This window comes from Rhodopirellula europaea 6C (genome assembly GCF_000338295.1).
Lineage (GTDB): Bacteria > Planctomycetota > Planctomycetia > Pirellulales > Pirellulaceae > Rhodopirellula > Rhodopirellula europaea.
On the sequence record NZ_ANMO01000097.1, the window covers coordinates 214,976 to 238,649 of the forward strand.

A 23,674-nucleotide genomic window follows, 5' to 3' on the forward strand; every position below is an offset into this window, starting at 1 on the left:
AAATTTCCAAGCAATTTGGACGCAAGCACGCGGCGAACCAAAGCGGTCAACATTCGATCTGATTGTCTGTCGTTTGTGGTCTATCGCAGATGCGCTGATAGACGGTTAGGTAGTTGTCGGCCATTCGGTCGATTGAGAAACGATCGATGACGGATTGGCGAACGGCGAAACGATCAATGTCGTCGATGCGTTCGATTGCCTGGACCGCTTCTTGGGCAGTGTTGACCAAGAAACCCGTCACGCCGTGTTCGATCAATTCTGGCATCGATCCGCGATTGGTCGCGATGACGGGCGTGCCGCAAGCCATGGCTTCGATGACGGAAAGCCCAAACGGTTCATCGAAGTTGATCAGGTGCAACAAAGCACGAGCGTCGCCCAATGCATTCAGTCGTTCCGAACCGCCGGCGACACCGTGATAGATCACGCTGACGCCGTCGTCCGCGGGTGCGACATGCATGTCGTGGTAGTGTTCGTCTTGCACGATCCCGTACATGTGGAGCGGTCGTTTGCTGAAACGTGCCGCCTCGATTGCTTCTGCCGCTCCCTTGTCAGGATGAATCCTTCCAAAGAAAAGAAGGTCTTCGCCGCGATTGGGTTGGAACGGGAAGTCATCGATCGGAATTCCGTGGTGAATCGTTGCTTCGTATCGAAGGCTCGGGTGGCGATCGGCATCACTGATCGCAATGTAGTGAACCAGATCTTGGTATTCCTGATACATCGGTAGAATGCGATCCGATGAGAATCCATGAATGGTGGTAACGATCGGCGTGTCGATCAGTCGGGCAAAAGCGTGGGCGGGAAAGTCTGCTTGATTGTGGATCAAGTCAAACTGGTCGGCTTGTTCGAACAGGTGGGCAAGATGTCGAAACTCCCAAACCTTCGCGTCGATCGACGGATCTTCGCTGTACGGGGCCGGAACAACCCCATCGAGTTTGCCTGATGTCTCGCTATCGAGCGTGGCGAAAAGTGTCACATCGACGCCACGTTTCACGAGTGCTTCGGTCAGCATGCTGGTGACCAGTTCCCATGGACCATATGCTCGCGGTGGTGTTCTCCAAGCAATGGGAGCCAGCATGGCAATTCGCATCGGAGGTTTGCTTTCGGATTCGGGGCGAAGAAGTTTATGAGATGCAAGCAACGGGAAACCCCATGCGTTCACGGAACAGATTCGGTGCTGCTCGACCTTGCGGTCATGAAATTCGCGAGGACTGATCTTCGCTGTCTACCAATTGCAAAATGAGGCCTTCGTGGGGTGCGAGAGTACCGTCAATTGCACGAGGCGTCGCGGTGGAACAGAGCACCGTGACTAGGCCTGCTGTTGAAGGCACCGGCAACGACCGGGCTTGATCGCCGAGGTTCAACGCGATCAACAGGTGTTCGTCGCCATGCCTTCTTTCGAAAGCGAGCACATCATCACCGGTTTTGAGGAGTGTGAAGTTGCCGATTGACAAAGCAGCTTGGCGTCGCCGCAGCGAGAGCAGTGCTTTGTACAAATTCAACAATGAATTCGGTTCCCGTTCCTGGGTTGCAATGTTTCGCCGTCGCGAATCGGGGTTGAGCGGTAGCCACGGTTCGGCGGAACTGAAACCGGCTGATGGGGAATCGTCCCACGGCATCGGCGTGCGGGATCGATCTCGACCGATATTCAGTTCTGGTTGCAGCAAATGCTGAGGATCGCGAATTCGATCGCGAGGAATGGGGACCTCGCCGATGCCAATCTCGTCGCCTTGATAGAGCGTCGGTGTGCCGCGAAGGGTCAGCAGCAACATGGCGGCGACTCGAGATTGTGCGTCACCGACTCGGGCGGCGATGCGCGGTGCGTCGTGACTGCCGAAGACCCAGTTCGGCCATCCATGTTTCGGAAGAGAGGCCTCGTAGTCAACGATCATTTGACCGAGGGATTGAGCGTTCCAATTGCTTTCGATGAGATGAAAGTTGACCGGCAAATGCACTTCCGGTTGTTTCTCTGTGCCAAACCAACGGGCGAGTCGATCGTCGGGCAAACTGATTTCGCCGATCAGAACGCGATCACCATAGCTGTCCGCGAGCGAGCGAAGCTCCGCCGCGATATGGTGGGCTTCAGGTTGGTCAGTTGAGTTCAATTGAATCAGCTGATCTCGCTGAGTGCGGTCCGGAGTCCAATCTGGATTGATTGGATTGTCTCGAAGGGCAGCGTCCTTGATAATGTGCCAAAGAACGTCGATACGAAATCCGTCGACACCTCGGTCCAACCAGAACTGCAACACGTCCAGCATCGCTTCACGAAGCCCGGGGTGACGCCAATTGAGATCGGGTTGCTGAGGAAGGAAGGCGTGCAAGTAGTATTGCTTGGTTGCGGCGTCCCATTCCCATGACGAGCCACCGAAATCGCTGATCCAATTGTTAGGTGGGCCCCCATCGTCCGAAGCATCTCGCCAGATGTACCAGTCCCGTTTGGGATTTTCGCGAGAGGAACGACTCTCGATAAACCATGGATGTTGATCCGATGAATGATTCGGAACAAAGTCCATCAGAAGTTTGAGTCCACGCGAATGCATGGCCGCGAGCAAGCGATCGAAAGTCTTCAGATCGCCAAACAGCGGATCGATGTCGCAGTAGTCCGAAACGTCGTAGCCGAAGTCGATCATCGGTGAGGGAAAGATCGGTGAAAGCCATACCGCATCGACTCCAAGGCCCACTAGATAGTCCAATCGACGCTCGATTCCCGCGAGATCGCCGACTCCGTCTGCGTTGCTGTCTTGGAAAGAACGCGGATAGATTTGGTAGATCACACCGGATTCCCACCATCGATGTGTGCTTGGTTGTGACGGGGCGGTCATCGTTGATTGTGTCGTGATAGTGAAGCAATGCCTTGGTTGTGAGATCCGGGAACTTGTTGGCTGCCAGACGCTTTACAGAGATGGCTGAATTCAAGCTGCCTGCGTAGCCACGAGCGAGAACCAGTTTGTCAGTTCATCATTGCGAGCAGTTCATTGATTTCGATGGTGGCGAAGGTCGTCGCGTAGTCCGACATCGCGTAGGGAATGACCAGGTGGTCTTGATGAATGATCGCACCACACGTGTAGACCACATTGGGCACGTAACCTTCACGTTCGAGTTCGTTGGGAGTGACCAAGGGTTCATGCAGTCGTGCGATGACTTTTGATGGATCATTCAGGTCCAGCAACATCGCTCCGATGCAGTACTTTCGCATCGGTCCGACACCGTGTGTCAGGACCAGCCAACCGGCGTCCGTCTCAATGGGTGATCCGCAATTGCCCATTTGGACGTATTCCCAAGGTTCCGCCGGTTTGATGATCAATTCGCTGGTGTGCCAGAAATACAGCATGTCGGAGTACATCAAGAACAGATGTTCCCCATCCTGCCGGCCCAACATCGCGTAGTGACCATTGATTTTTCGAGGGAACAATGCCATGCCTTTGTTGGCGACGGCAGGTCCGTTGAGGGTATGCATCTTGAAGCGAAGAAAATCCTTCGTTTCCAAAAGCTGAGGCAGTACCAATTGCCCATCGTAAGCACTGTAGGTCGCGTAATACCGAGTGCTGCCATCGTCTTCCGTGAAGTGCACGAACCGTGCGTCTTCGATTCCATTGCTTTCCGTTGGACTGAATGGGAAAACGACCCTTTCGGAGAGTTCGTGATCCGGTGTGTATTGGATTTCGTAATTTGATTTTGCGAGCATCACAACGCGGTCCACCAGCGGTGCCAGTTCGTTGTGAATCGAACGGTGTTCGCGCAGCGATGCTTGCAATCGCGTTTCTAGTTCCTCGAGTGTGAATTCGGTCGGCAGGGCCGCTAGTACCTCGTAGGTGAAGGTGTTACCGAGTCCCAGTTCGATCAGCTTGCGTCGAAAGAGGTCGTTTTCGTAGCAAGAGTCAGGAACGTATCGGGGTGTCGTGACGAATCGCACCGGTTCGTCGATCTCAATGGAAAGATTGCGATCGATGGTGCCGCTTCGAAAGACGATGGATGAAATGTGGCCTTCGCCAACCGCTCGCAGGCTCATCGCAAAGCGACGCGAACCGGAGGGCAAATCGGATTGGTCGGGGTGCCAAACGAGTGAGGGGTTGAACAGGGCAGCCGATTCCAACGCGTATTCTTGAGTGAAGTACGCACCCAAAAGCAAACGCCGGTTCTCACTCATGGGCGTGTCGGTCAGCAGATGATGCTTGAGGTCACGAAATCTTCGTTCGAAGTAAGCTTTAGGCTTTTGATGCCGACCGTGGAACTCTTCCAACACGAGAGCGATTTGTTGGCTGACCTCCAATTCGGATAGCGTGCAGACACGTCCGATGATGCGCAGCACGCGATCGTCACCCGTTGGCTGGAACGGTCGCAGTACGACGCGTTGACTATTGGGCGAGAGAACGATTCCGGTTCGTTTGATTGGCAAGATAGTTCAGTGAGTTGGGTTGGCGACGACACGCATGGTGGTATGAAGGCCTCGCATCTCGGCGAGTGAAAGAAGAAACGCGAGTGTTGATTCGGCACCCTGATTCGCATTGACTTGGTTTTCCATCAATCCGTCGAAGCAGCCGCCGGTGGAAGGGTCGTAAATCGGTTGGCCGAGATCATTGCGTCCCAGGAACCAATCGAATGCCAAGTGCGCTTGATCGGACCAGAACTTGTCTTTGGTGGCAGCGAAGGCTTCGATGGATGCGGACACCATGGCGTGAGCCTCGATCGCTTGCTGGTCGAACACGGCCGCGACGCCGCCCTCGGGACTGAAGCCGTTCGAACCGATCGGACGAAAACGTCCTTGTGGTGAAAGCTGAACTTCGCAGAGCCATCGCAAAGACTTCATACCAATGTCCGCGACTCGTGGATGATCGAACCAACGCCCGTGCGTGATCATTGCCTGAGAAATTTTGGCATTGTTGTAGGTTGCGATCTTTTCAAACCACGGCCACGCGTCGGTGGCGGTGGAGTCATGCATGTCGGCCAATCGTTCAGCGAGCTGCTGGCTCATCGCCGCGGCAACACGATCGCCACTGTAACGGCGGAGGTATTCGTGAATGCCGATGATCGCGAGTGCCCAGGTTCGCGGCGAGGTGGTTTTTTCACAGGCCGGAAGTGCTTGGTGAAACACTTCTCGCGCCCAGGCAACCAATCCAGCGTTGCTTGATCGACCAATGCATGTTCCTAGTGCCCACAAGGCGCGGCCCTGGGAATCGTCTGAACCGTCAGTTTCCAACCATTGCCGATCGAAGCTGAGAAAGTTGCGAAAGCGATTGGTTTCTCGATTGAAGGCGTTGTTGAGAAAGGCAGCGTAGCGCGAAGCCAACGACCGTACTTCGGTCGAGTCTTTGCCTTGTTCTTCTAGCAACACCGTTAAGATCAGGGCCCGAGCGTTGTCATCGGTGCAATAGCCGTGCGCATGATCCGGAATCGAATAGATGGCATGTTGGACGATCCCGGTCGAGTCGCTGAGGTGCTGCAAGTGGTCGAGCTGCATTTGCGGCAGTGCCAAAGGTTGCTCGTCCAGGGTGCGGACGGCTAAGGGTTTCAACGACGAAGTTCGTTGTTCACGAGCCCGGTTGAATGAGTCGATGTATAGCTGAGAAACGTGTTCCCACGTCATGTCTCGCCCCAGATCGTAGGCTTTGTCACGCATTGCCAAGCGTCGTTCGTCATCGCTGAGTAGTCCGATCACTTCGCGAGCAATCGCGGATGGATCCGCAAAGGGGACCAGCACTCCTCGTCCATCGGCGAGCAATTCTTCGGCATGCCAATAGGGTGTCGAAATGACCGCTTGACCACATCCGAAAGCGTACGCCAGCGTTCCCGAGACGGCTTGTTCGACGTTCAGGTAGGGCGTGATGTACAGGTCGGCGGCACCAATGAATTCGGTCAATTCCTCCAATTCGACAAATCGGTTGTAGAAACTGACATGTTTGGAAACGCCCAGTTCCTTTGCCATTCGCTCCAGGCTGATCCGATAGCGTTCGCCTTGTTCGCGGAGCAGACTGGGATGAGTGGCACCCAAAATGATGTAAATGAAGTCCGGGAATTTGGCGACGATTTCCGGGATGGCTTTGAGTACGTGCTCGATCCCTTTTCCCGGTGACAACAACCCAAAAGTCAGAGCGACGGGTTTGTCTTCGACACCGAATTGTTCCTTCAGAACGCTTTGATCGGTTTCAGGAGCGTCCGGAATGCCGTGAGCAATCACGTCGATCTGTTCGCTTTCGACCGAATAGGTATCCAGCAATGTTTGTCGGCTTCGTTCAGTCATCACGACCAATCGAGTGGACAGACGAATGAGTTGCATCATCACGGCACGCTGGGCTTCGCTTGGTTCGGACAGAACCGTGTGAAGGGTTGTGACGACCGGCATCCGGACGTCTTGCAGGAGTGCGAGAATATGGCTGCCACAGGGGCCACCAAAGATGCCAAATTCATGCTGCAGCGAGATGACATCCACGTTGCTGAAGTTCAAAAAGTCAGCGGCCGATTGGTATTCATCCAGTTCCTGATCGGCGACTTGAAATTGGACTTCGCTTTCATAAGCGTAGCCGCCTTCGATGTCGTCGAGTGTCACAACGATGCATTCGGCGCAGGTTTCTCTCGCAACGCCGAGACGCAGGTCATGTGTGAACGTTGCGATGCCACATTTTCGTGGCAGGTAGTCGCCAACGAAGGCTATTTTTGGAAGATCATTGGAAATCATTGACATTGTTTATTCGTGGGGATTGCGTTCGAGCGAATCCAAAACGGATTGCTTTGAGAGCTGAACCGATGCCACACAGGCGTCGGCTGCTCCGTAGAAGATTTGAAGGTTGTCGCCCAGATCCATCATTGCGGCGGGGAAGACAACGTTGGGAACAAAGCCGTGGCGTTCGTGGTGCCGGATAGGTTGCAGGACCGGTTGTGCGGAACGGCCCAAAACTCGATCGGGATACTCGCGGTCTAGCAGGAGTGCTCCAGCAGAATAGCGTCCCACGGTTCCGGCTTTGCTTGGGCGAGTGCAACCGTGATAGAGCGTCAGCCAACCTTCGTCGCAAAGAATTGGTGGCGTTCCGCTTCCGACGCGGTCACCTTCCCAATCATGCAAACCATCGAGAACAAGTTCGTGTCGGCCCCAGTGAATCATGTCAGGCGAACGAGCCATCCAGATTTGCGGAGGGCGAAAGTGGGAGTGCGGATTCGGGCGGTGCAATGCGACGAAGTCGTCCCCAATCAATTCGGGAAACAGCACGACATCCTTGTTTTCGCTGGGGAAGATGATCCCGTGCCGTTGGAAGTTCACTAGGTCGTTCGACGACATCAGTGCGGTCGCGGCACCCGATCGAGAGACCGCGACATAGGTGATCCAAAAGGTGTTTCCAATTTGTGTCAAACGCGCGTCTTCGATGCCATATTCTTCCCAACGACTATCCGGGAAGATCGTCGTGACAAATTGCCAGTTCACGCCGTCTTGGTTGGTTGTTTGAAAGAGTTGCAAATGAGAAGCGGATGTCAAACGCAAGTCACCGTTGCTCTTCATCCCAACGACTCGGGCATCAACGACCACTAGGTCATCGTTCTTAACCCAATCGATTTGCGTTGTTCCGGTTGGGGCGAAACGAGGCAAAGGTGTCCAGCCCTTTCGGACTTCAGTTGGTGATTCAGCAACCCGGGCTAGCATCACAAGCCGATCGCCGAACGACGTAACTGCCGGATTGAAGACGCCAACGACTCGAAGATCATCTTGCGATGGTTGAATGTCACTGGGACGCAGAATCACGGTTTCGGCTTGACGCTCGATCATGAGCACGCCTTGATCGCATCGATCGACTGGCTGTCTAAGTCTTCAAACGTTTCGGATTGTTTCGCTGATCTGAGCAGTTTCCGAACCTCATTTGAAGAGCGACAGTCTTGAGCCCGCTGAACAAGATCGCACGCTTTGGTTGAATCGATTTGAGCAATGGCCTTTCGAAGACTTTCGGACCGTGAGGCACTGACACTGAGTTCTCGGATTCCGAGTCCGATCAGCAGTTCAGCGAATTCAGGATCACCGGCTTCTTCGCCGCAAACACAAATGGGCCGGTCCCAGCGTTTTGCAGCTGCGGCAATTTGATGGATCGCTCGCAAAACAGCAGGGTGCATCGCGGTTACCTGATCGCTTTCGGCCGAAAGCTCTCGATCAGCAGCCAGCAAGTACTGAGTCAGGTCGTTGGTGCCGATCGCAATGAAGTCAGCCAGTTCAAGGATCTCGTCCAGGCAGAACAAGGCTGCGGGCGTTTCGATCATGGCACCGATTTGAGGCCGCCTGAATGCATTGGACGCTTCGACAACATCGTCGACCATCTCGATTGCTTGAGCAAAGTCATGGCCCCCGATCACCATCGGGAACAAGATGCTGACGTCGGACTGTTGAGCGACATGGACGATCGCATTCAGTTGGGAACGCAGCAAATCCTTTTCTGCCAGCGAAAATCGGAGGCCGCGCAGACTCAGACTGGATGCATCCACGTTTTCGTCTTTCGACAAAAACGGAGGCAGCTTGTCGCCTCCAAAATCAAACGTCCGGATGACCAATGGTCGGTCGCCCAAACGATCGGACATCTGCGCATAGATACGACGTTGGGATTCGGTGTCTGGTCGGTGTTCAGATTGCAGGTAGAGAAATTCGGTGCGGAACAGGCCGACTCCTGCCAGCCCGTGAGCAAGAACTTGGTCGAGATCGGAGGACAGTCCAACGTTGCCATAGAGTGTTATCTCCATGCCGTCGAGCGTTTGGCATGTAGAAATGGAAGCCGGGTCGGAATGATTGGATTGAAGTGCATCCAGGTCGCGGTCCGCTTCAGCCAATCGCGAATCGAATTCAGACAGTTCCTGTTCACCAGGATTGGCGATGACGATGCCCGCCTCGCCATCGATCAAGAGCATCATCCCGCTCGTGATTCGCTGAGTCGCGTTGGCGATCCCCGAGACGGCAGGAATTCCCATCGATCGAGCGATGATCGCGGTGTGCCCGAGATTGCCGCCGACTTGAGTGACGATCCCTGAGTCTGCCAACGCAATCGCATCGGATGGTGCAAGCTCTTGAGTGACGATGATCGCATCTTTGGGAAGTGCATCCAGGTGGGGCGCTGTCATCCCCATGAGATGCCGTTTCATGCGTTGACCAATGTCACGCACGTCCGTCTCACGTTCGCGAAGGTAGTCGTTGTCGATTTTGGCCAATCGTCCGACGGTTTGGCAGATCACAGAGTCCAATGCACCTTCGACGCCGACGAGATCGTGGGAGATTCGATCTTTAACCAATGACGCGATCTCACCCGCCATCGACGCATGGGCGGAGACCAAGTCAATTGCCGACGAGATGGAGGTTCTGTCTGTGGCGATCGACTTGAGGTCGTCGAGATCTTGTTTGGACTTTTCAAGTGCATCGTCCATTCGGTCGCATTCGTCGGAAACTTTGGACCGTGAAATGGAGTCAGACGTGTTCTCTGTCGGCAGCGTGATCGTGCGTTGCAGTTCATAGCCCAATACGACAGCGACTCCTTTGGCGAGTCCGGTCGATAGCGAGTTCCCTTCCATGCGTTCCATTCCATTTTTCCTATGAGATTCTGATGCGGCCAGTCGTGCTCGTATCAACTGAGTTCGGCGATCACTTCAGCGAAGGATTGGCCGCCGATGGAGCCAGCGTGCCGATAAGTCGGCGGATCGGAGACCGCATCGAGTTCGTACAGGGCAACGCTCGTCAGCGTACTACCGCTTGACGATTCGCGATTTTCAGAGCGATGAAGTTGCCTAAACGTGTCTTTCGTGATGAAACACAGGATTTCGGATGCGTGTAAACCATGTGCCGATGGTTGCTGATGTCCGTCGAACGGCCCGCCGATGAATTCGATCAACGCTTACCTTCGATCGCTCAAACGCAATGCCAAGCAAACCGAGCGGATTCGTTCGATCGATTGGTTCAGCATATTTGCTGGTTCTTCGGGCCGAAGATGAGCGGCATGTTTGCCGTTCACGCCGCTGGCTCACTTGAAGCGGTGAGCGAGAATGACTCCACTCGATACGTCGAGGCTGTTGGGTCCAGGATCAACTTATGAGTAAGGTTGACCGTTTCAGATCCGAGCCGAATCGCTTCGAGAACATTTTGGAAGGTTGCGGCGTGGACGGACGGCTGAGTCGGTGAGTCTGCGTCGACCACAACCAGCTTCATCTCGTCCGCGTTCTGGTCGACATGCTTTTCTAGAAAACGTTTGACCAACGGATATGGCGTCAATGCCAATGAGCTCGCTTTGAGGAAGACGTCATATTGGGACTTGTTGGAGAACCCATAGATGACGATCGGGTGGTCCTGCGGCGAAGTTTCCGTCAGAGAGGGACAGGCTGGAAACGCTGCGTCGTTCAAGACATAGCGTGGTGTGTTGGAAGTACCATCCACTAAGATCGCCTCCTTAGGCCATCGATAGGCCTGCTGCGGCTTGTCTGGCGTAGAGAATCTACGACAAAAACGAACTGCGGATCGCGAAAAGGGAGTTTGCAGTCGCGGATGCGATGAAACAGCTGGCGGCACCTAAATGCACGCTTCGCGCAGGCCAACGTTGCAGGCTACCACGATTCCTAACCAAGACAATCGCAAAAACAACGATGGGGGCGAAAGCCACCTTCGCGGAAAATTCGCAAAAACGTTGGGCTCTCGTTCAATTCGTTGAGGGAATGGACGTTGGAGATTCAAACGGCCAGCCGGGGAGCTCACCGCAGCTTTGAAGTGCGAGGACCGCGTAGGCAGTTCCTGTGTTGGAAATCAGATTGCCGGCGTCGTTGACGGGCGAGCGAGTGAACCACTTTCCACTTTGACGTTGATTGGCGAGCAACCATTGGATTCCCTTCTCCAAGCGTCGATCGCTGGCGGGACTTCCCAATTCCCGACTGATCACGATCACCAATCCGGTCCCGTATCCGTCGCTAATTTGTGTGTCGAGTGGTTCGCCGTCGTTGCGTTCCAGTCCATTCCAATCAGTTAAGAAGCCGGCCGTGGACCAGCCGCCGTCCGGCAACTGTTTCGAGAGCAATTCCTCCACGGTTCTTTGCCGGTCGTCCGCAGTCATGAGGCCGTCGATTCGCCGGGAACACCATGCGATCATCGCACGATGGTGCAGCGACTTTGGCGGGTTGTTGTTGAAGTAGGTTCGCAACTTCGCAATGCCCGCCTTCGCGGCTTCCGTTTCCGCGTATCCGTCAGGTGCGATGCCAACGGTCAGCGCCGCCAGCGTAACTCCAAAGTGATCATCGATCTCCATCGGAGCGTAGTCGCAATCGGGCCAGTCCCATCCGCCATCGGCGCGTTGCGTGGTCCATAAAAAGTCGAGCAAATCGCGCGTGATCGGGCTCAGGTGCCCGGTCGTTTGCATGTCGCTGAACGTCAACCCGGCGGCCACAACGATCACCCAGAATCCTTGTCCTTCCATGGGTGCCTTCTTCTTCCAACGCTCGGTTCGATACCGTTCAAAGAACTCACGGACTTCGCCGGAATCCTTTTGCACCGATGCCAATGCGGGACGGGCGAACATGTAGGGCATGTTGGTGTGGCAGGTGACACACTTCTTTTCTTTCTGCCAAGTCAGCGAAGCACGATCAAGATAGATTGCCGCTTGTTTGGCAGAGAACGATTCCGCGATCGGCTCGTCGGCATCGATCGAATCACGATTGTCGGGAACAGAATCGAACGTGACGATGTCTGTTTGCGCATGGGCAAACATCGGCCAGGTGAGTGCGAATGAGACGAGAAACGCAAAGGCCGTTCTTGCCATGGTTCGGTGGGAAGGTTTGAATCCCATCTGATCGGGTTCGCTTGTGTGGTTCGGATGCAGGGAAGATTTTCCGGAACGGCGTCAAATTGTTTTGGGTTTGATGAACAGGACTTCGCCGCGTTCGATCCAGCCTTTCCGTAAATCGACGCGAAACCAGTCGTCGCTGTTTTTCTTGTGGAACCGGATTGCACTTCTTTGGCCGAACTCTTTGAGGTCGTATTGAACCCATGTCTTGCCCAAGTCCGGTGAATAGATGATTCCCGTTGCGTAAGGCGATGCGGGAGCGTAGTGGGCCGACAGGATCACGCCATCTTCGATGATCATGTTGGCGGATTCGTAGTGCGGGTTGAACAGCAGTTCGTGTTTAGTTGGATCCGCGAGATCCTCCGGCGCACAACGGAAGATGCCGCGGTCGTGCGGCATCGTGCCGTTCTTTCCGTTGGCATCGGCGGCCCAGTGGAGTTGCCCGTCGACGAAGTTGATTCCGCCGGATTTGTATCGAGAGTTCGAATTGACGGACACCAACACCGTCCAATCCCACGCATCGTTCGTTGCGTCGTAGGTGCCGCGAAGCCAGTGGCATTCCTGGTGGTTGTTGCCGGCGGCATCGGTGCGATCGTGGTCGCCCGTGCAGGCGTAGAAAGCGTTCTCGGCAGGATTGTAAGTCACACAGTGGATATGCCGGCAGACGACCGGATTGTCTGGATCGCCGAGTAGATCGTCAGGACCAGCGCCGGGTTGTTGGAACGTTGGACTCTGACCGAATGAGTAGGCAATTTTGACGGTCTCGCCTTGATCAGTCGAATAGTAAATGTTGACCGGAACGGCGCCGCCTAGAACATTGCAGTAATTGCCCCACACCAACATTTCCGATCCGTTCACGTCCCAGGTATGAACTCCATCGAGCGGATGAAAGTACCAGCCCGGATTTGCCGGAACGAGCGGTTGATGGGGAACGTAGTCGCTGCCGTCGGTGTCTTGAACGACAACTTCCTTGTACGTTTTCAGTTTGTCGGTGCTGAGAAACAATCGCGTTCGTGTCGCGAACAGGACGTTTCCGTTCCCGAGGATGCAACTGAACGTGATGTTTTCCGCATCGCGAAAAATGGCGTCGTGCGGCCAAGTGTGACCGTTGTCTTCGGACAAGTAGATCTTGCCTTGACCAAATCCAAATGCCTTGTTGTCTCTTTGGGAATCGATGTAGGGCCCCTCGGGCGCCAACCGGTACCAGAAGTGAGGCGTCGAAGATAATTCTGTGTTGTCCGCCGAAACAGCGTCGCTTCCTTGCAACAGTACGCTGCCACTGGCCGCGGTCGCCAGCAACCAACTTCGCCGAGTCAGTGGCACGGATTCGTTCGGGTTTGCTTCTTTACTCATCAAGCATTCTTTTGAACTGGGGTGTCGGTCAATGCTGCCCGCAGCGATGTTTCCTTGCTCGGGATGCTGATTCTACCCGACCGAACATCGGCTATGATGGTTCGACCAACTGTTTTGATTTTTGTTGAACTCGAAGCATTCGCAACGACGATTCGCGATTCCATATTTACAACATCCTTGCTGCCATCTTTCTATGACCAAGATCCGTTCATTCCATCTCGCAACCTCTGTCTTCTCATTGTTGATTTCCTTCGGCATTCTCGGATCGCCCAGCTCTCAGGTTGCTGCTGAGGGATGGTCGAGATTTCGAGGTCCGTCTGGCAACGGGATCGCTGAAGCGACCTCCAACGTTCCGACTGAATGGTCGCGTGATACGAACATTGCATTCCGAACTCCGTTGCCCGGCCAGGGTTGGTCATCGCCGGTTGTCTCGGACGGACGAATTTATTTGTCCGCTGCAATCCCGGCTGGTGAGGCCGGTGATTCCAAATCGCCTGACTTTGATTTGTCATTGATCGTTTTGGATGCGAAGAACGGCGATGTCTTGAAGACCGTTTCGCTGATGCGGCAGACGGCTGAGAAGAGCCCGAAGATTCACAAGAAGAATTCGCACGCCAGCCCGACTCCCATCGTTGATGGTGAGCGCGTTTTTGTGCACTTTGGTTACCAGGGGACGGCTTGCGTTGATTTAGAAGGCAACGTCATTTGGAAGAATCGGGATCTGTTCTTCAAACCGGTTCACGGCAACGGTGGCACGCCGGTGTTGGTTGATGACAAGTTGATCTTCACCTGCGATGGTGCAAGCGATCCGAAGGTGGTCGCGTTGGATGCAAACACGGGCGAGGTTGTTTGGGAGGTGGATCGCCCGAACGATGCGAGCCGAAAGTTTTCTTTCTGCACTCCGGCTTTGATTTCCGTGAATGGTCAAACGCAAGTCATCGCACCAGGAAGCGACTGCGTGCTATCGATCTCTCCCGACGATGGGCGAGTGATTTGGCAATTGTTGTATTCCGGGTACTCGGTGATTCCCAAACCGATCTATCACAATGGATTGGTTTTCCTGTCGACCAGCTACGACACACCCAGCATGCTTGCGATCGATCCAACCGGCGAAGGTGATGTCACGGACACGCATCTCAAGTGGTCTCTCAAAAAGAACGTTCCGCACACACCATCCATGTTGGCTGATGAGGAATGGATCTATTCCATCAGCGACGATGGAATCGCGATGTGCGTGGAGGCCGCCACCGGTGACATCGTTTACAAAAAGCGTGTCGGCGGAGGCTTTTCGGCTTCGCCCGTGATGGTCGACGACAAGATCTACTACACCAACGAATCAGGACTGACGACCGTCATCGCGGCGGGGCCTGACTACAAGGTTTTGGCGGAGAATGATCTTGGAGAACGCACGCTTGCATCTGCGGCGGTTGACGGAAACGCTTTGTTCATCCGTACCGCCGATGCGATCTATCGGATCGAAGAGTAAAGCGATCCGCGATTGACTGGCTGCCGGGTTGCGAGTGTGGTTGTGCCTGACGGCCTGTCTCACCACTCGCGAAGGCCCAGGCGGCTTCAGTTGAGACGTTCGCAAACAGGTCGTCTCAGCGAAGTCCGGGGGCTTCGGTGATGGATGTGATCTCGCCGCAGTCAAGCCAAACGCTTTCGCATCGACTGCATGAGTCAATGGCGACGCGCCCGGGGCCGGCGTAAAAGAACGAGTCCATCAGTGTGCAGCACTTGGGACAATTCAACCGGGAATGGTGATCGCGGGGACCATCCAACGCGGGATCAAACTCGCCGGTTCGATCGGGGCCTTCGTAAGATTCTCGTCGCTCGCGAATCAACATGGCGAATGTGGAGCGATTCAGCAGGACGCCCTGGCACCGTCTGCATCCTTGGATGGGATGCTTGCCGAGCGATCCGAGTTCTAGATGAGTGTGGTCGCAGGTCAAACAGGGTGTTTCTGTGGTGGTGCCGGTCAGCACGAGCCCATCGATGGAATCATTCAGCGGATTCGCGACCGCGGCGCATTCGCAATAGTCGCAGTAGTAACGTCCAGATCGTCCCATTCGTGTGACGGGGGCACCGCATGATCCGCAATTCATCGATTTGTCTTCCACAATCCAACTGATTCGAAATGACCTGGCCTGCAGGCTTTGTATTTCGAAGCGTTGGTCACGGATCACTCGGATGTGTGCGTCTTTTCGAGTGCGGTCTCAAGCAAACGCGACGCAACAGTTCGTGCGGTTCGACTGTGACGAAGAAACGGGATTTACGGAATCGTGGTTCGATTCGCTGGTCCGCCCCGGGGCATCCGTCACAAGGAAGTGTCTTGTGACGCCAAGTGTTTTTCGAAGAATGCGTACAAGACCGAGTTGGAATCCTCGTTCGGCGAGTGATCGGCACGGTTGGTCATTGCGACTCGATCATCGTGTCCGAGCAAAGCGTTGACCGCGACGGAATGATTCAGTGCCATCCAGCGATGAATCGGATCAGCCGACCCACCCGAGACGAGAAACGGACGCGGTGCCATCAAAGCGTGTAGTTCGTGCAAGTCATGACCCTCGGCGACCAGTCGTGGGTACAGCCCGCGAGCCGGGTTGTCCTGGGTGATCAGTCCGCGTTTACGCCAGGGTTTGGGGTGATATCCCAGATACCACGGTTCCCAGTAGTTCACACCTGACATCGATTCATCGAAAACAATGCCAGGATCTGACCAAGCCCCACAGGCAAATCGTTCGGAAAGACAAGCGGCGAACATCGCCCATTTGCCGCCGAAGGAATGGCCCACGACGCCAATCCGCTTCTGGTCGACTTCGGGTCGGTCCGCCAAAACTTGCGATGCCGTCGCCGCGGCATAGGCGAGCATCGACAACGGCTGCACCGACGCATCGTCGATCGATGGGTGATACAACGAATACGTCTTTGCTTTCGTCGCTTCGGTGGTGCCAATGGAGAGCGTCACAAATCCGCGGCGAGCCAATTGCAACGCAAAGTCACGATGCGGTTTGCCCTGGCTGATAGCGGTCTCGGGTTCGTAGTAGACCGAAAGGACCGCTGGCAGGTTGTGATCGGCGGGACGGTTGGTTTTGGGAACCAGTAGATACGCGTTCGTCTTTTCACCGGGAGTCCATTGGAATTGGATGGTGTGCTTCGTCACCGAATCGAGTTGGTCGGTCTTTGAGATCGTGACTTGAGGATCGGCGATCGGCTCCGGCCACTTTCCCAGCAAGGATTCCCAACGCGATCGGATCTCTTCACGTCTTTGCGGCCATTGGCTCGCCTCGGTGACTTTCGTTCCGTCTTCAAAGATCAGCGGCGAACGATATTCACCGAGTTCATGCGCCATCGCGCGTGGCGGTTTGCAATAGGCGGTCGGCTCGACGTTGATTCCCGGATTGTTGGTCATCGATGCGAGGTTGTTCGGTTGGATCCACTTCAGTTTCGCGATGAAGATTCGATTGTTGCTGCCATGCTTCTCGACTCCAGCGGGCTGCATCCATTCAGTCACTGAGACCCAGGTCTCATCTTTGGAAACGCGGGTCACGCCGAAATTACCCAGCCGTGCACCGTGCTCGGGAACCAGAACTCGTTCGGTGGAGCGAATCACGCGTAGAGTCTCAGGATTCACCTGAGCGATGAACAGCGGAGCACGGTGTCGAAACACGTGGTCGTTGTTTGCACCACGCCGCGTGTAGACCAAGAACAGACCGTTGCTATGCGTTACCCAGTGTTGTTGGGTGTTGTAGCTGCCTAGGTCTTCGCCGTCATCGAATTGCCAACGTTGTGGTTCTTCGAAATGCAGGCCATCATCGCTGGTTGCGACATATCCATGTTGGTCATTTCGGAGGGTCATGTAGTAGCGACCGTCGTAGTGCGTCAGCGATGGTTCGGCCATGCCTCTTTCGACGGGAATCGTCAGCGCGTTGCCATGTTCGATGTAGTGGAGTGTTTCGCCGTCGAAGCGACATCGCACGACTAGCGAAGAGTACTGCTTTTGTTCGGGGCGTTTGCAATAGATCGGCAACAGGACGTCTCCGCCGGGCAAGTCGACTCGTTGGACGCTGCCCGAGCCCGCACTTTGAAACTGGGGCTCGTCAGGCAGTTCGAGGATTTTCCAATCATTCCAATTTGAATTGCTAGGATTCATGACAGCGTACGCAACGCCTCGCGGACGAACATGCATCACTCGGTTGTTGCGATACCAAACTGTTTGTCCAATTCCCAACAGACGTTGACTGGCCGCGTGCCACTGCGGGACGAAGTCGCATACGGTCGTTTCGTCGCCATCCTGCAACAACGCCTCGGCACCTTCTCCACCGCGTGGCATGTCATCGCCTTCCACCTTTTGTCGTGAAAAGGAATCGATGGGGCGGAGTTCCGACCATGAATCTGACTCGGTTGGTTTTCTGGATTCATGCAGACGGTAGAAGACATCCGATCCCGACAGCAGCAACTTTTGGGTGGTCATGACGGCAGTGGGATCGCCGTCTGCATTGGGAACAGTTCCAACGCGAGCATGCACCCAACATTCCTTGCCATCAAACCCTTCATGGGCGACTTCAAGTGACACCGAGTAGTCCAGCGGTGCTGATTGGGAATCAGCCGGCGTTTTGACTGATACAGGTTCGTCTTGATAGAACCAAGCGACTGGAATTCGTGTGATTTGCAACGAGTTCAGCCGTGGGTACTCGCAGTGCGCCAGCAAGACATGATCGCCGACGAACTCGATCGCGGTGTAGCAGTACCAGCCTTCGGGATCGGTTCCGACGTTTTGGATGTTCTGCCAAGTCTTTCCGTCATCCTTTGAAATTGCCGCGGTGAAAGGCCGTCGACCAACGGGTTGTTTCTTTGCCAGTTCGTCGTCGCCGTTGTTCCACAGCATCAGCAAATCGCCGGTCGATTGAATTCGCTCGATCGATGCGGGCGAAACGGTTGGCTGAGTGAAGGAGGACGGTGTGAAGTCCGACCAAAAGTCGCCTTGGTCGTCCGAGTAGGAAAGCAGCTGGGCGTTGCTGCTGCGGCAAAACATCATCAGGCGATCGTCGCTGAGTTCAACGACACCCGGTTCCTGTGCAAGTGATTCTGATGTCAACGCGGATTGGCTACGTTTCCACGTCTTGCCTTGATCGTCCGACAGGTAGCAAACAATCTCGGCCGACTTCCGGTAGCCTGGCCAACCGACTCGATAGTGAACCGCCAATGGCACGATCAGTCGACCGCTGCGAAGTTGAATCACGCGGTCGTTGTTCAGCACGCTGTAAGAAGGTGTGTCTTTGGGCACGATGCGAGTCGGTTCGGACCAAGTGTCTCCTTCGTCCGAGCTGGTTCGCATCAAGATGTCATCCAAGAACAGGTGCTTCGCTTCCGGCGTAGGATCGTACTTGCGGATATAGAACAAACCGATGCGGCCATCTTGCAAACGCAGCAAAGACACAGACATCAAATTCGCGTCGTCATCACCGCGTTCGATCACCGAGGCGTCTTCGGTTGTCCAGGTGATGCCGTTGTCGCTCGAGTGACGCGAGACCAACGCTGCCGGCGCGTGGTCTCCGGTGCCGATGAACTTGGTGTACACCAGCAGCAGTCGCCCGTCCTTCAACTGAACGAAGTCGCCTTCGCTGTTGCGGCCGTTGCCTGGGCGTGGTTCGATCCGCAGAACTTTTTGAACTCCTTTCGGAACGCCAGTTGGTGGACGCTGGGCGGAGGCGGTGGTGCAGACTAGCACGCCAGCCAGAAAGACAGACAGGACGCGGTTGGGCAGTTTCGGCGGAGACATCGCTCTTCCATTGGGCGGAGATTTGCTGCGGAGGCAGGTCGACGATGTCTTTGTCTCGACAAAAACAGGCGACGGAACTGTCTGAACGCAACAAAACGGGCGGGCGAAAAAAGGCGGGAATCGCGGTGGCGATCGGATGCTCATGATAGTGCATTTTGAGCGTCAAGGCGGTTTGCGACCTGTGATTTGCCGCACTTTGGTGGTGTCGTGAAGATCGGCTCCCTACCGCTGATTTGCTGCTATGCGTCGGGTGCATGGGGAGGATGCGGTGAATGCATTGGACGTTTCTTGGCTCAGCCCGATACTAGTACGTGACCCCACTTCACCAAGCGAATTTGCTTGGAACCTGTTTGCAACTTTTTTGAGGACGCGGACGATGAATTCCACACTTACCAACATGAATCCACAACCAACAACGGCCCAGATTTGCCGTCGATTTGCAACGCGACTGTTTCGCGGCCCTGTTTCCATTCGCCCACTGACGCTGACTCTCGGTTGCTTGGCGGCGTCAGCCACCGGCAGTTTGGTCGCTCAGGAAGCGGCACCCAACGCTTCGGCATCTCAAGCGGATGCGATCAGCAAGTGTCCCGTGATGGGCAATCCGGCTGGCCCCAATCGGCACACCGTGTCCGGAGCGATGGGCAATGGCGATTGGTGGCCGAATCAATTGAACCTCGACATGCTTCATCAAAATTCGATGAAGAGCAACCCGATGGGAGAAGGCTTTGACTACGCCGCCGCGTTCAATTCGTTGGACTTGGCCGCCGTCAAAGCTGACATCAAGGAGTTGATGAACACTTCGCAAGACTGGTGGCCGTCGGACTATGGACATTACGGTCCGTTGTTCATCCGCATGGCTTGGCACAGTGCAGGTACCTACCGTGTATCGGACGGTCGCGGTGGTGCATCCGATGGGACGCAACGCTTTGCTCCGCTGAACAGTTGGCCGGACAACGCGAACTTGGACAAGGCACGTCGCTTGCTTTGGCCGATCAAGCAGAAGTACGGCAGCAAGATCTCTTGGGCTGACTTGATGGTCTTGACCGGCAACTGTGCTCTCGAAGACATGGGCTTCGAAACGTTTGGCTTTGCCGGCGGCCGTGAAGATGTTTGGGAACCTCAGAAGGATGTTTACTGGGGGCCTGAAACAGAGTGGCTGGGCGACAAACGCTACAGCGGCAATCGCGATTTGCAAAACCCATTGGCGGCGGTGCAGATGGGTTTGATCTACGTGAACCCGGAAGGTCCCAACGGCAAACCTGACCCGATCGCAGCGGCCAAGGACATTCGTGAGACATTTGGCCGAATGGCGATGAACGACGAAGAAACGGTCGCGTTGATCGCTGGTGGTCACACGTTTGGCAAGGCACACGGTGCGGCGTCACCGGAAGGAAACATGGGTGTGGAACCAGAAGGTGAAGGCCTCGCCGCACAAGGGTTGGGCTGGATCAACACGCACGGAACCGGCAACGCGGGTGACACGATCACCAGCGGTTTGGAAGGTGCATGGACATCGACTCCCGCCGAATGGTCGCACGGCTACTTCGAAAACCTGTTTGGTTACGAATGGAAACTCGTCAAGAGTCCCGCTGGTGCTTGGCAGTGGACGCCAACGGACGAAAACGCGAAGGGCACCGTGCCGGATGCTCACGACGCGTCGAAGTCACACGCGCCAATGATGTTCACGACCGATTTGGCTCTTCGCATGGATCCGGAGTACAACAAGATCTCGCGTCGATTCCATGACAATCCGGAGCAGTTCGAAAAGGCGTTTGCCAAAGCCTGGTACAAGCTCACTCACCGTGATATGGGCCCGGTTTCGCGATTGCTTGGTGACAGTGTTCCTGAACCACAATTGTGGCAAGACCCGATTCCCGAGGCGACGTTTGACGTGGTCGGATCGAAAGAGATCGAACAGCTGAAGCAAAAGATTCTTGCGACGGATTTGACATCGTCGCAATTGGTATCAACGGCTTGGGCGTCCGCATCGACTTTCCGCAATAGCGACATGCGTGGCGGAGCCAACGGGGCGCGTATCCGATTGGCACCACAAAAGGATTGGGAAGTGAACGAGCCGGCTGAGTTGGCGAGTGTTCTGGCCACATTGGAAGGTGTGCAGAAGGAGTTCAACGCAAATCGCAAAGACGGCAAGCAGGTCTCGATGGCCGACTTGATCGTGCTGGGCGGCTGTGCCGGTGTGGAAGCCGCGGCGATGAAGGCGGGGCACGCGATCCAAGTTCCGTTCACCCCTGGTCGCACCGATGCGACTCAGGAAATGACGGATGTGGAAAGCTTTGAACCGCTCAAGCCAATCGCCGATGGTTTCCGAAACTACCAAGGTCACAACGCGGACCGTCCTGCCGAAGAGATGCTGGTCGACAAAGCCAACTTGCTCTCGTTGACCGCACCCGAAATGACCGTCTTGGTCGGCGGGTTGCGTGCCCTCGATACCAATGCGGGTGCTGGTCCGCTGGAGGATTTGGGTGTTTTGACCAAACGTCCCGGCGCTTTGACGAACGACTTCTTCGTCAACTTGCTGGACATGAATACGGTTTGGAAACAGTCACCGATGTGTGAGCACTTCTTTGAGGGACGCGATCGCGAATCGGGGAACTTGAAATGGACCGCCAGCCGAGTGGATTTGGTGTTCGGATCGAATTCGCAATTGCGAGGGATCGCGGAGGTCTACGCCAGCGAAGATGCGAAGCAAAAGTTCGTGGAGGACTTTGTCGCCGCATGGACCAAGGTCATGAACCTGGATCGATTCGATGTGAAGGAATCGGACGCGAAAGAGACACAGGTTGCTGCGAAGTGATTTGAGTTTCTGAGACGATTTGTTGTTTGCAAACAGGCGCTGGTCGTCCGGTGAAATGCCGGGCGGCCAGTGTTTTTTTGCACTAACGCCGCGATCCTTCGCGGCGTTTTTAATTGGGGGATGTCACAATCGCACGAGCCTATTAGCCGTCGGCCGTTAGACCCGGTTGTAGCAAGGAAACGCACGAATAACCGCCGGTTGAGGCGTTGACTGAGGTCGCGAGAACGATGCGATTCGCGGTGGTTGCGAGAACCGCGGCTAACGCCGTTCGGCTGATGTTTTTGCTTCGCGATCGGTGACTTGTTTGATCTTTGCCAGAATCACGTCGCCTGCGTAGCAGCCGCCTTTGTAGCACAACTCTTTTCCACCACCGCCTCCAGCGAAGGTCGGTTGGTGGGCGGACTTCATCGGCCAGCCTGGGCCGTTGGTCGAACCGGTGATGTACAGATCGCCGGCCTTGTCGAGGTAACACGATCGGCCATCGTCATAGCTCTCCCCTCCGATGTAGCTGCTGAACTTCAGCTTTGAAAAGTCATCGGACAACACGACTGCAATCGCGTCGTTGGGAGTGGCCAGGGTTGATTGCAACGCATTGGCGGTCACTGGGAAATCAGCCGAGGAAGCGTTGCCTGTGAAGAAAACGTTGCCGAGGTTATCGGCGTAGACCCCATCGGGACCTTCGTTGTCGGTGCCGCCCAGGTACGTGCATCGCAACAAGCCACCGTGCGGATCAAACTTCGCGACCACGATGTCCCGGTTGCCTCCGGCGAATTTTGATTGCACCACACCCGATGTCACTGGCAAGTCTTTGCTGGTGGTGGAGATGGCGAGATAAGCGTTTCCCGAAGAGTCCACCGCCATGCTGTGCGTGCTGTTGCCCTCTTCGTCACCCGAGCTACCGAAGTAGGTTCCGTACAGCAGTTTGTTGCCGTTGGGGCTGAGCTTTGCGATGAATGAATCGGCTCCTCCACTGTAGGTTCGCTTGTGAGCATTATCGGTGGTGGGCACGTCCGGTGACTTGGTCGTGAAGTTGAGCAAGACATTCCCGTCGTCGTCCAGACGCAGTCCGCTATTTCCGACCTCCTCGCCCGAACCGCCCATCCAAGTCGCCCAGATCACGTCTTGGCCATCCGGACTGATTTTGATTGCGCCCACATCGGAACCACCGATGGGTTGATCGCGATAGGCGTTCGCAAACCATTGGATCGGTGGTTTGGGACCGTTTCCGGTGTAGCAAAGCGGTAGGTAGGTTGAACCTTCGGCATCGACCGAAACATCGCGACACATTTGATTGACGCCGACATAAGAGCTCCAGATCGCCGTTGAACCGTCGGAACTCAGCTTGGTCACAAATCCATTTTGCATTCCATAGATGCTTTGCTTGGATCCCTGGAATGTTGTCTGGAACGCTTGATCGGATACCGGGAATCCAGGCCCAGCTCTTCCGGCAACGATGATGTTGTCCATCGGGTCGACTTCGACCGCGTATGCACGGTCGTAATTGGGGCCTCCTAGCAGCGTTGACCAAAGCAACGTTCCGTTTGGAGCAAACTTACACACAAAGGCATCGCAGTGACCGGCGCTGTCGGTCTTTGTCCCTGACCGATCCTGGGTTCGCTGGAACGCATGGTCGGTGGTGGGGAAATCGTTGGAAACTGTCCCACCGACGATGATCACGTTGCCATCGGAATCGACGACCACGTCACGAGCATGTTCCCAATCGCTGCCGCCAAAGAAGGTCGAGAATGCGATTTGGTAGTCCGCCGCGGGAGCAGACTTCGTCACTCCGGCGATCAGACAGTGGACGATGACAGCCGCGATCAACGGCACGATTTTGCGTCGAGGACGTTTCAAGGTTGGGCCTTTGTCTGAGTCTACTGGGTCGTTTGAGGTTACTGATCCGCGGAAGTGGTAAGCGTCATGCTCTCCCCGTTTCCAATGGAGGTCGTGCAG

General features: G+C 55.2%; 15 protein-coding genes. 2 read left to right on the forward strand and 13 right to left on the reverse strand.

Annotated elements, in window-relative coordinates; genetic code table 11:
- Positions 1-46 precede the first annotated feature (46 nt).
- The 10 genes from RE6C_RS09490 to RE6C_RS09535 form a co-directional block, all read right to left on the reverse strand.
- Positions 47-1,087 carry a glycosyltransferase family 4 protein gene (locus RE6C_RS09490; RefSeq protein ID WP_039961696.1) on the reverse strand — a complete coding sequence of 347 codons (1,041 nt, stop codon included), beginning with the start codon at positions 1,085-1,087 and terminating at the stop codon, positions 47-49.
- A gap of 103 nt (positions 1,088-1,190) precedes the next feature.
- The gene (locus tag RE6C_RS09495; RefSeq protein WP_008656008.1) at positions 1,191-2,819 is read right to left on the reverse strand and encodes an alpha-amylase family glycosyl hydrolase; all 1,629 of its coding nucleotides are present in this window, start codon (positions 2,817-2,819) and stop codon (positions 1,191-1,193) included.
- Positions 2,820-2,947: 128 nt separating this feature from the next.
- Positions 2,948-4,393 (reverse strand): glycoside hydrolase family 130 protein, encoded by a 1,446-nt coding sequence (locus tag RE6C_RS09500; protein ID WP_008656010.1) that lies wholly within the window; start codon positions 4,391-4,393, stop codon positions 2,948-2,950.
- A gap of 6 nt (positions 4,394-4,399) precedes the next feature.
- Entirely contained in the window at positions 4,400-6,676 is a 2,277-nt protein-coding gene (locus RE6C_RS09505) for a glycosyltransferase family 4 protein (protein WP_052034938.1), read from the reverse strand.
- A 3-nt stretch (positions 6,677-6,679) separates the two neighbouring features.
- A complete protein-coding gene (locus tag RE6C_RS09510; RefSeq protein WP_008656013.1) occupies positions 6,680-7,750 on the reverse strand; it encodes a glycoside hydrolase family 130 protein in 1,071 nt (356 codons plus the stop codon).
- Positions 7,747-9,534 (reverse strand): phosphoenolpyruvate--protein phosphotransferase, encoded by a 1,788-nt coding sequence (gene ptsP, locus RE6C_RS09515; RefSeq protein ID WP_008656014.1) that lies wholly within the window; start codon positions 9,532-9,534, stop codon positions 7,747-7,749. Before ptsP ends, RE6C_RS09510 begins: the two co-directional genes overlap by 4 nt.
- Positions 9,535-9,578: 44 nt before the next feature.
- Positions 9,579-9,842, reverse strand: coding sequence for a hypothetical protein (locus RE6C_RS09520; RefSeq protein WP_008656015.1), 264 nt, complete (start codon positions 9,840-9,842; stop codon positions 9,579-9,581).
- 116 nt (positions 9,843-9,958) lie between these two features.
- On the reverse strand, positions 9,959-10,381 hold the full coding sequence (locus RE6C_RS09525) for a hypothetical protein (RefSeq protein ID WP_008656016.1): 423 nt from the start codon (positions 10,379-10,381) through the stop codon (positions 9,959-9,961).
- Between the two features lie 259 nt (positions 10,382-10,640).
- Positions 10,641-11,777: a prenyltransferase/squalene oxidase repeat-containing protein gene (locus RE6C_RS09530; protein ID WP_008656019.1), complete on the reverse strand. Its 1,137-nt coding sequence runs from the start codon at positions 11,775-11,777 to the stop codon at positions 10,641-10,643.
- Between the two features lie 54 nt (positions 11,778-11,831).
- Positions 11,832-13,127, reverse strand: a complete 1,296-nt coding sequence (locus RE6C_RS09535) for a beta propeller repeat protein (protein ID WP_008656020.1) — start codon at positions 13,125-13,127, stop codon at positions 11,832-11,834.
- Positions 13,128-13,320: 193 nt separating this feature from the next.
- Here RE6C_RS09535 and RE6C_RS09540 point away from each other — a divergent pair, with 193 nt between their 5' ends.
- On the forward strand, positions 13,321-14,613 hold the full coding sequence (locus RE6C_RS09540; RefSeq protein WP_008656023.1) for a PQQ-binding-like beta-propeller repeat protein: 1,293 nt from the start codon (positions 13,321-13,323) through the stop codon (positions 14,611-14,613).
- Between the two features lie 115 nt (positions 14,614-14,728).
- On the opposite strand, the gene RE6C_RS09545 is transcribed toward RE6C_RS09540, so the two are convergent.
- Both RE6C_RS09545 and RE6C_RS09550 read right to left on the reverse strand, forming a co-directional pair.
- Complete coding sequence (locus RE6C_RS09545; protein WP_236618069.1) at positions 14,729-15,232, reverse strand: TFIIB-type zinc ribbon-containing protein; 504 nt, start codon at positions 15,230-15,232, stop codon at positions 14,729-14,731.
- A gap of 212 nt (positions 15,233-15,444) precedes the next feature.
- Positions 15,445-18,906, reverse strand: coding sequence for an exo-alpha-sialidase (locus tag RE6C_RS09550; protein ID WP_008656025.1), 3,462 nt, complete (start codon positions 18,904-18,906; stop codon positions 15,445-15,447).
- Positions 18,907-19,147: 241 nt separating this feature from the next.
- Here RE6C_RS09550 and katG point away from each other — a divergent pair, with 241 nt between their 5' ends.
- Positions 19,148-21,721 (forward strand): catalase/peroxidase HPI, encoded by a 2,574-nt coding sequence (gene katG, locus RE6C_RS09555; protein WP_039961661.1) that lies wholly within the window; start codon positions 19,148-19,150, stop codon positions 21,719-21,721.
- A gap of 258 nt (positions 21,722-21,979) precedes the next feature.
- On the opposite strand, the gene RE6C_RS09560 is transcribed toward katG, so the two are convergent.
- On the reverse strand, positions 21,980-23,674 hold a 1,695-nt coding region (locus tag RE6C_RS09560), incomplete at its 5' end, for an SBBP repeat-containing protein (protein ID WP_236618070.1).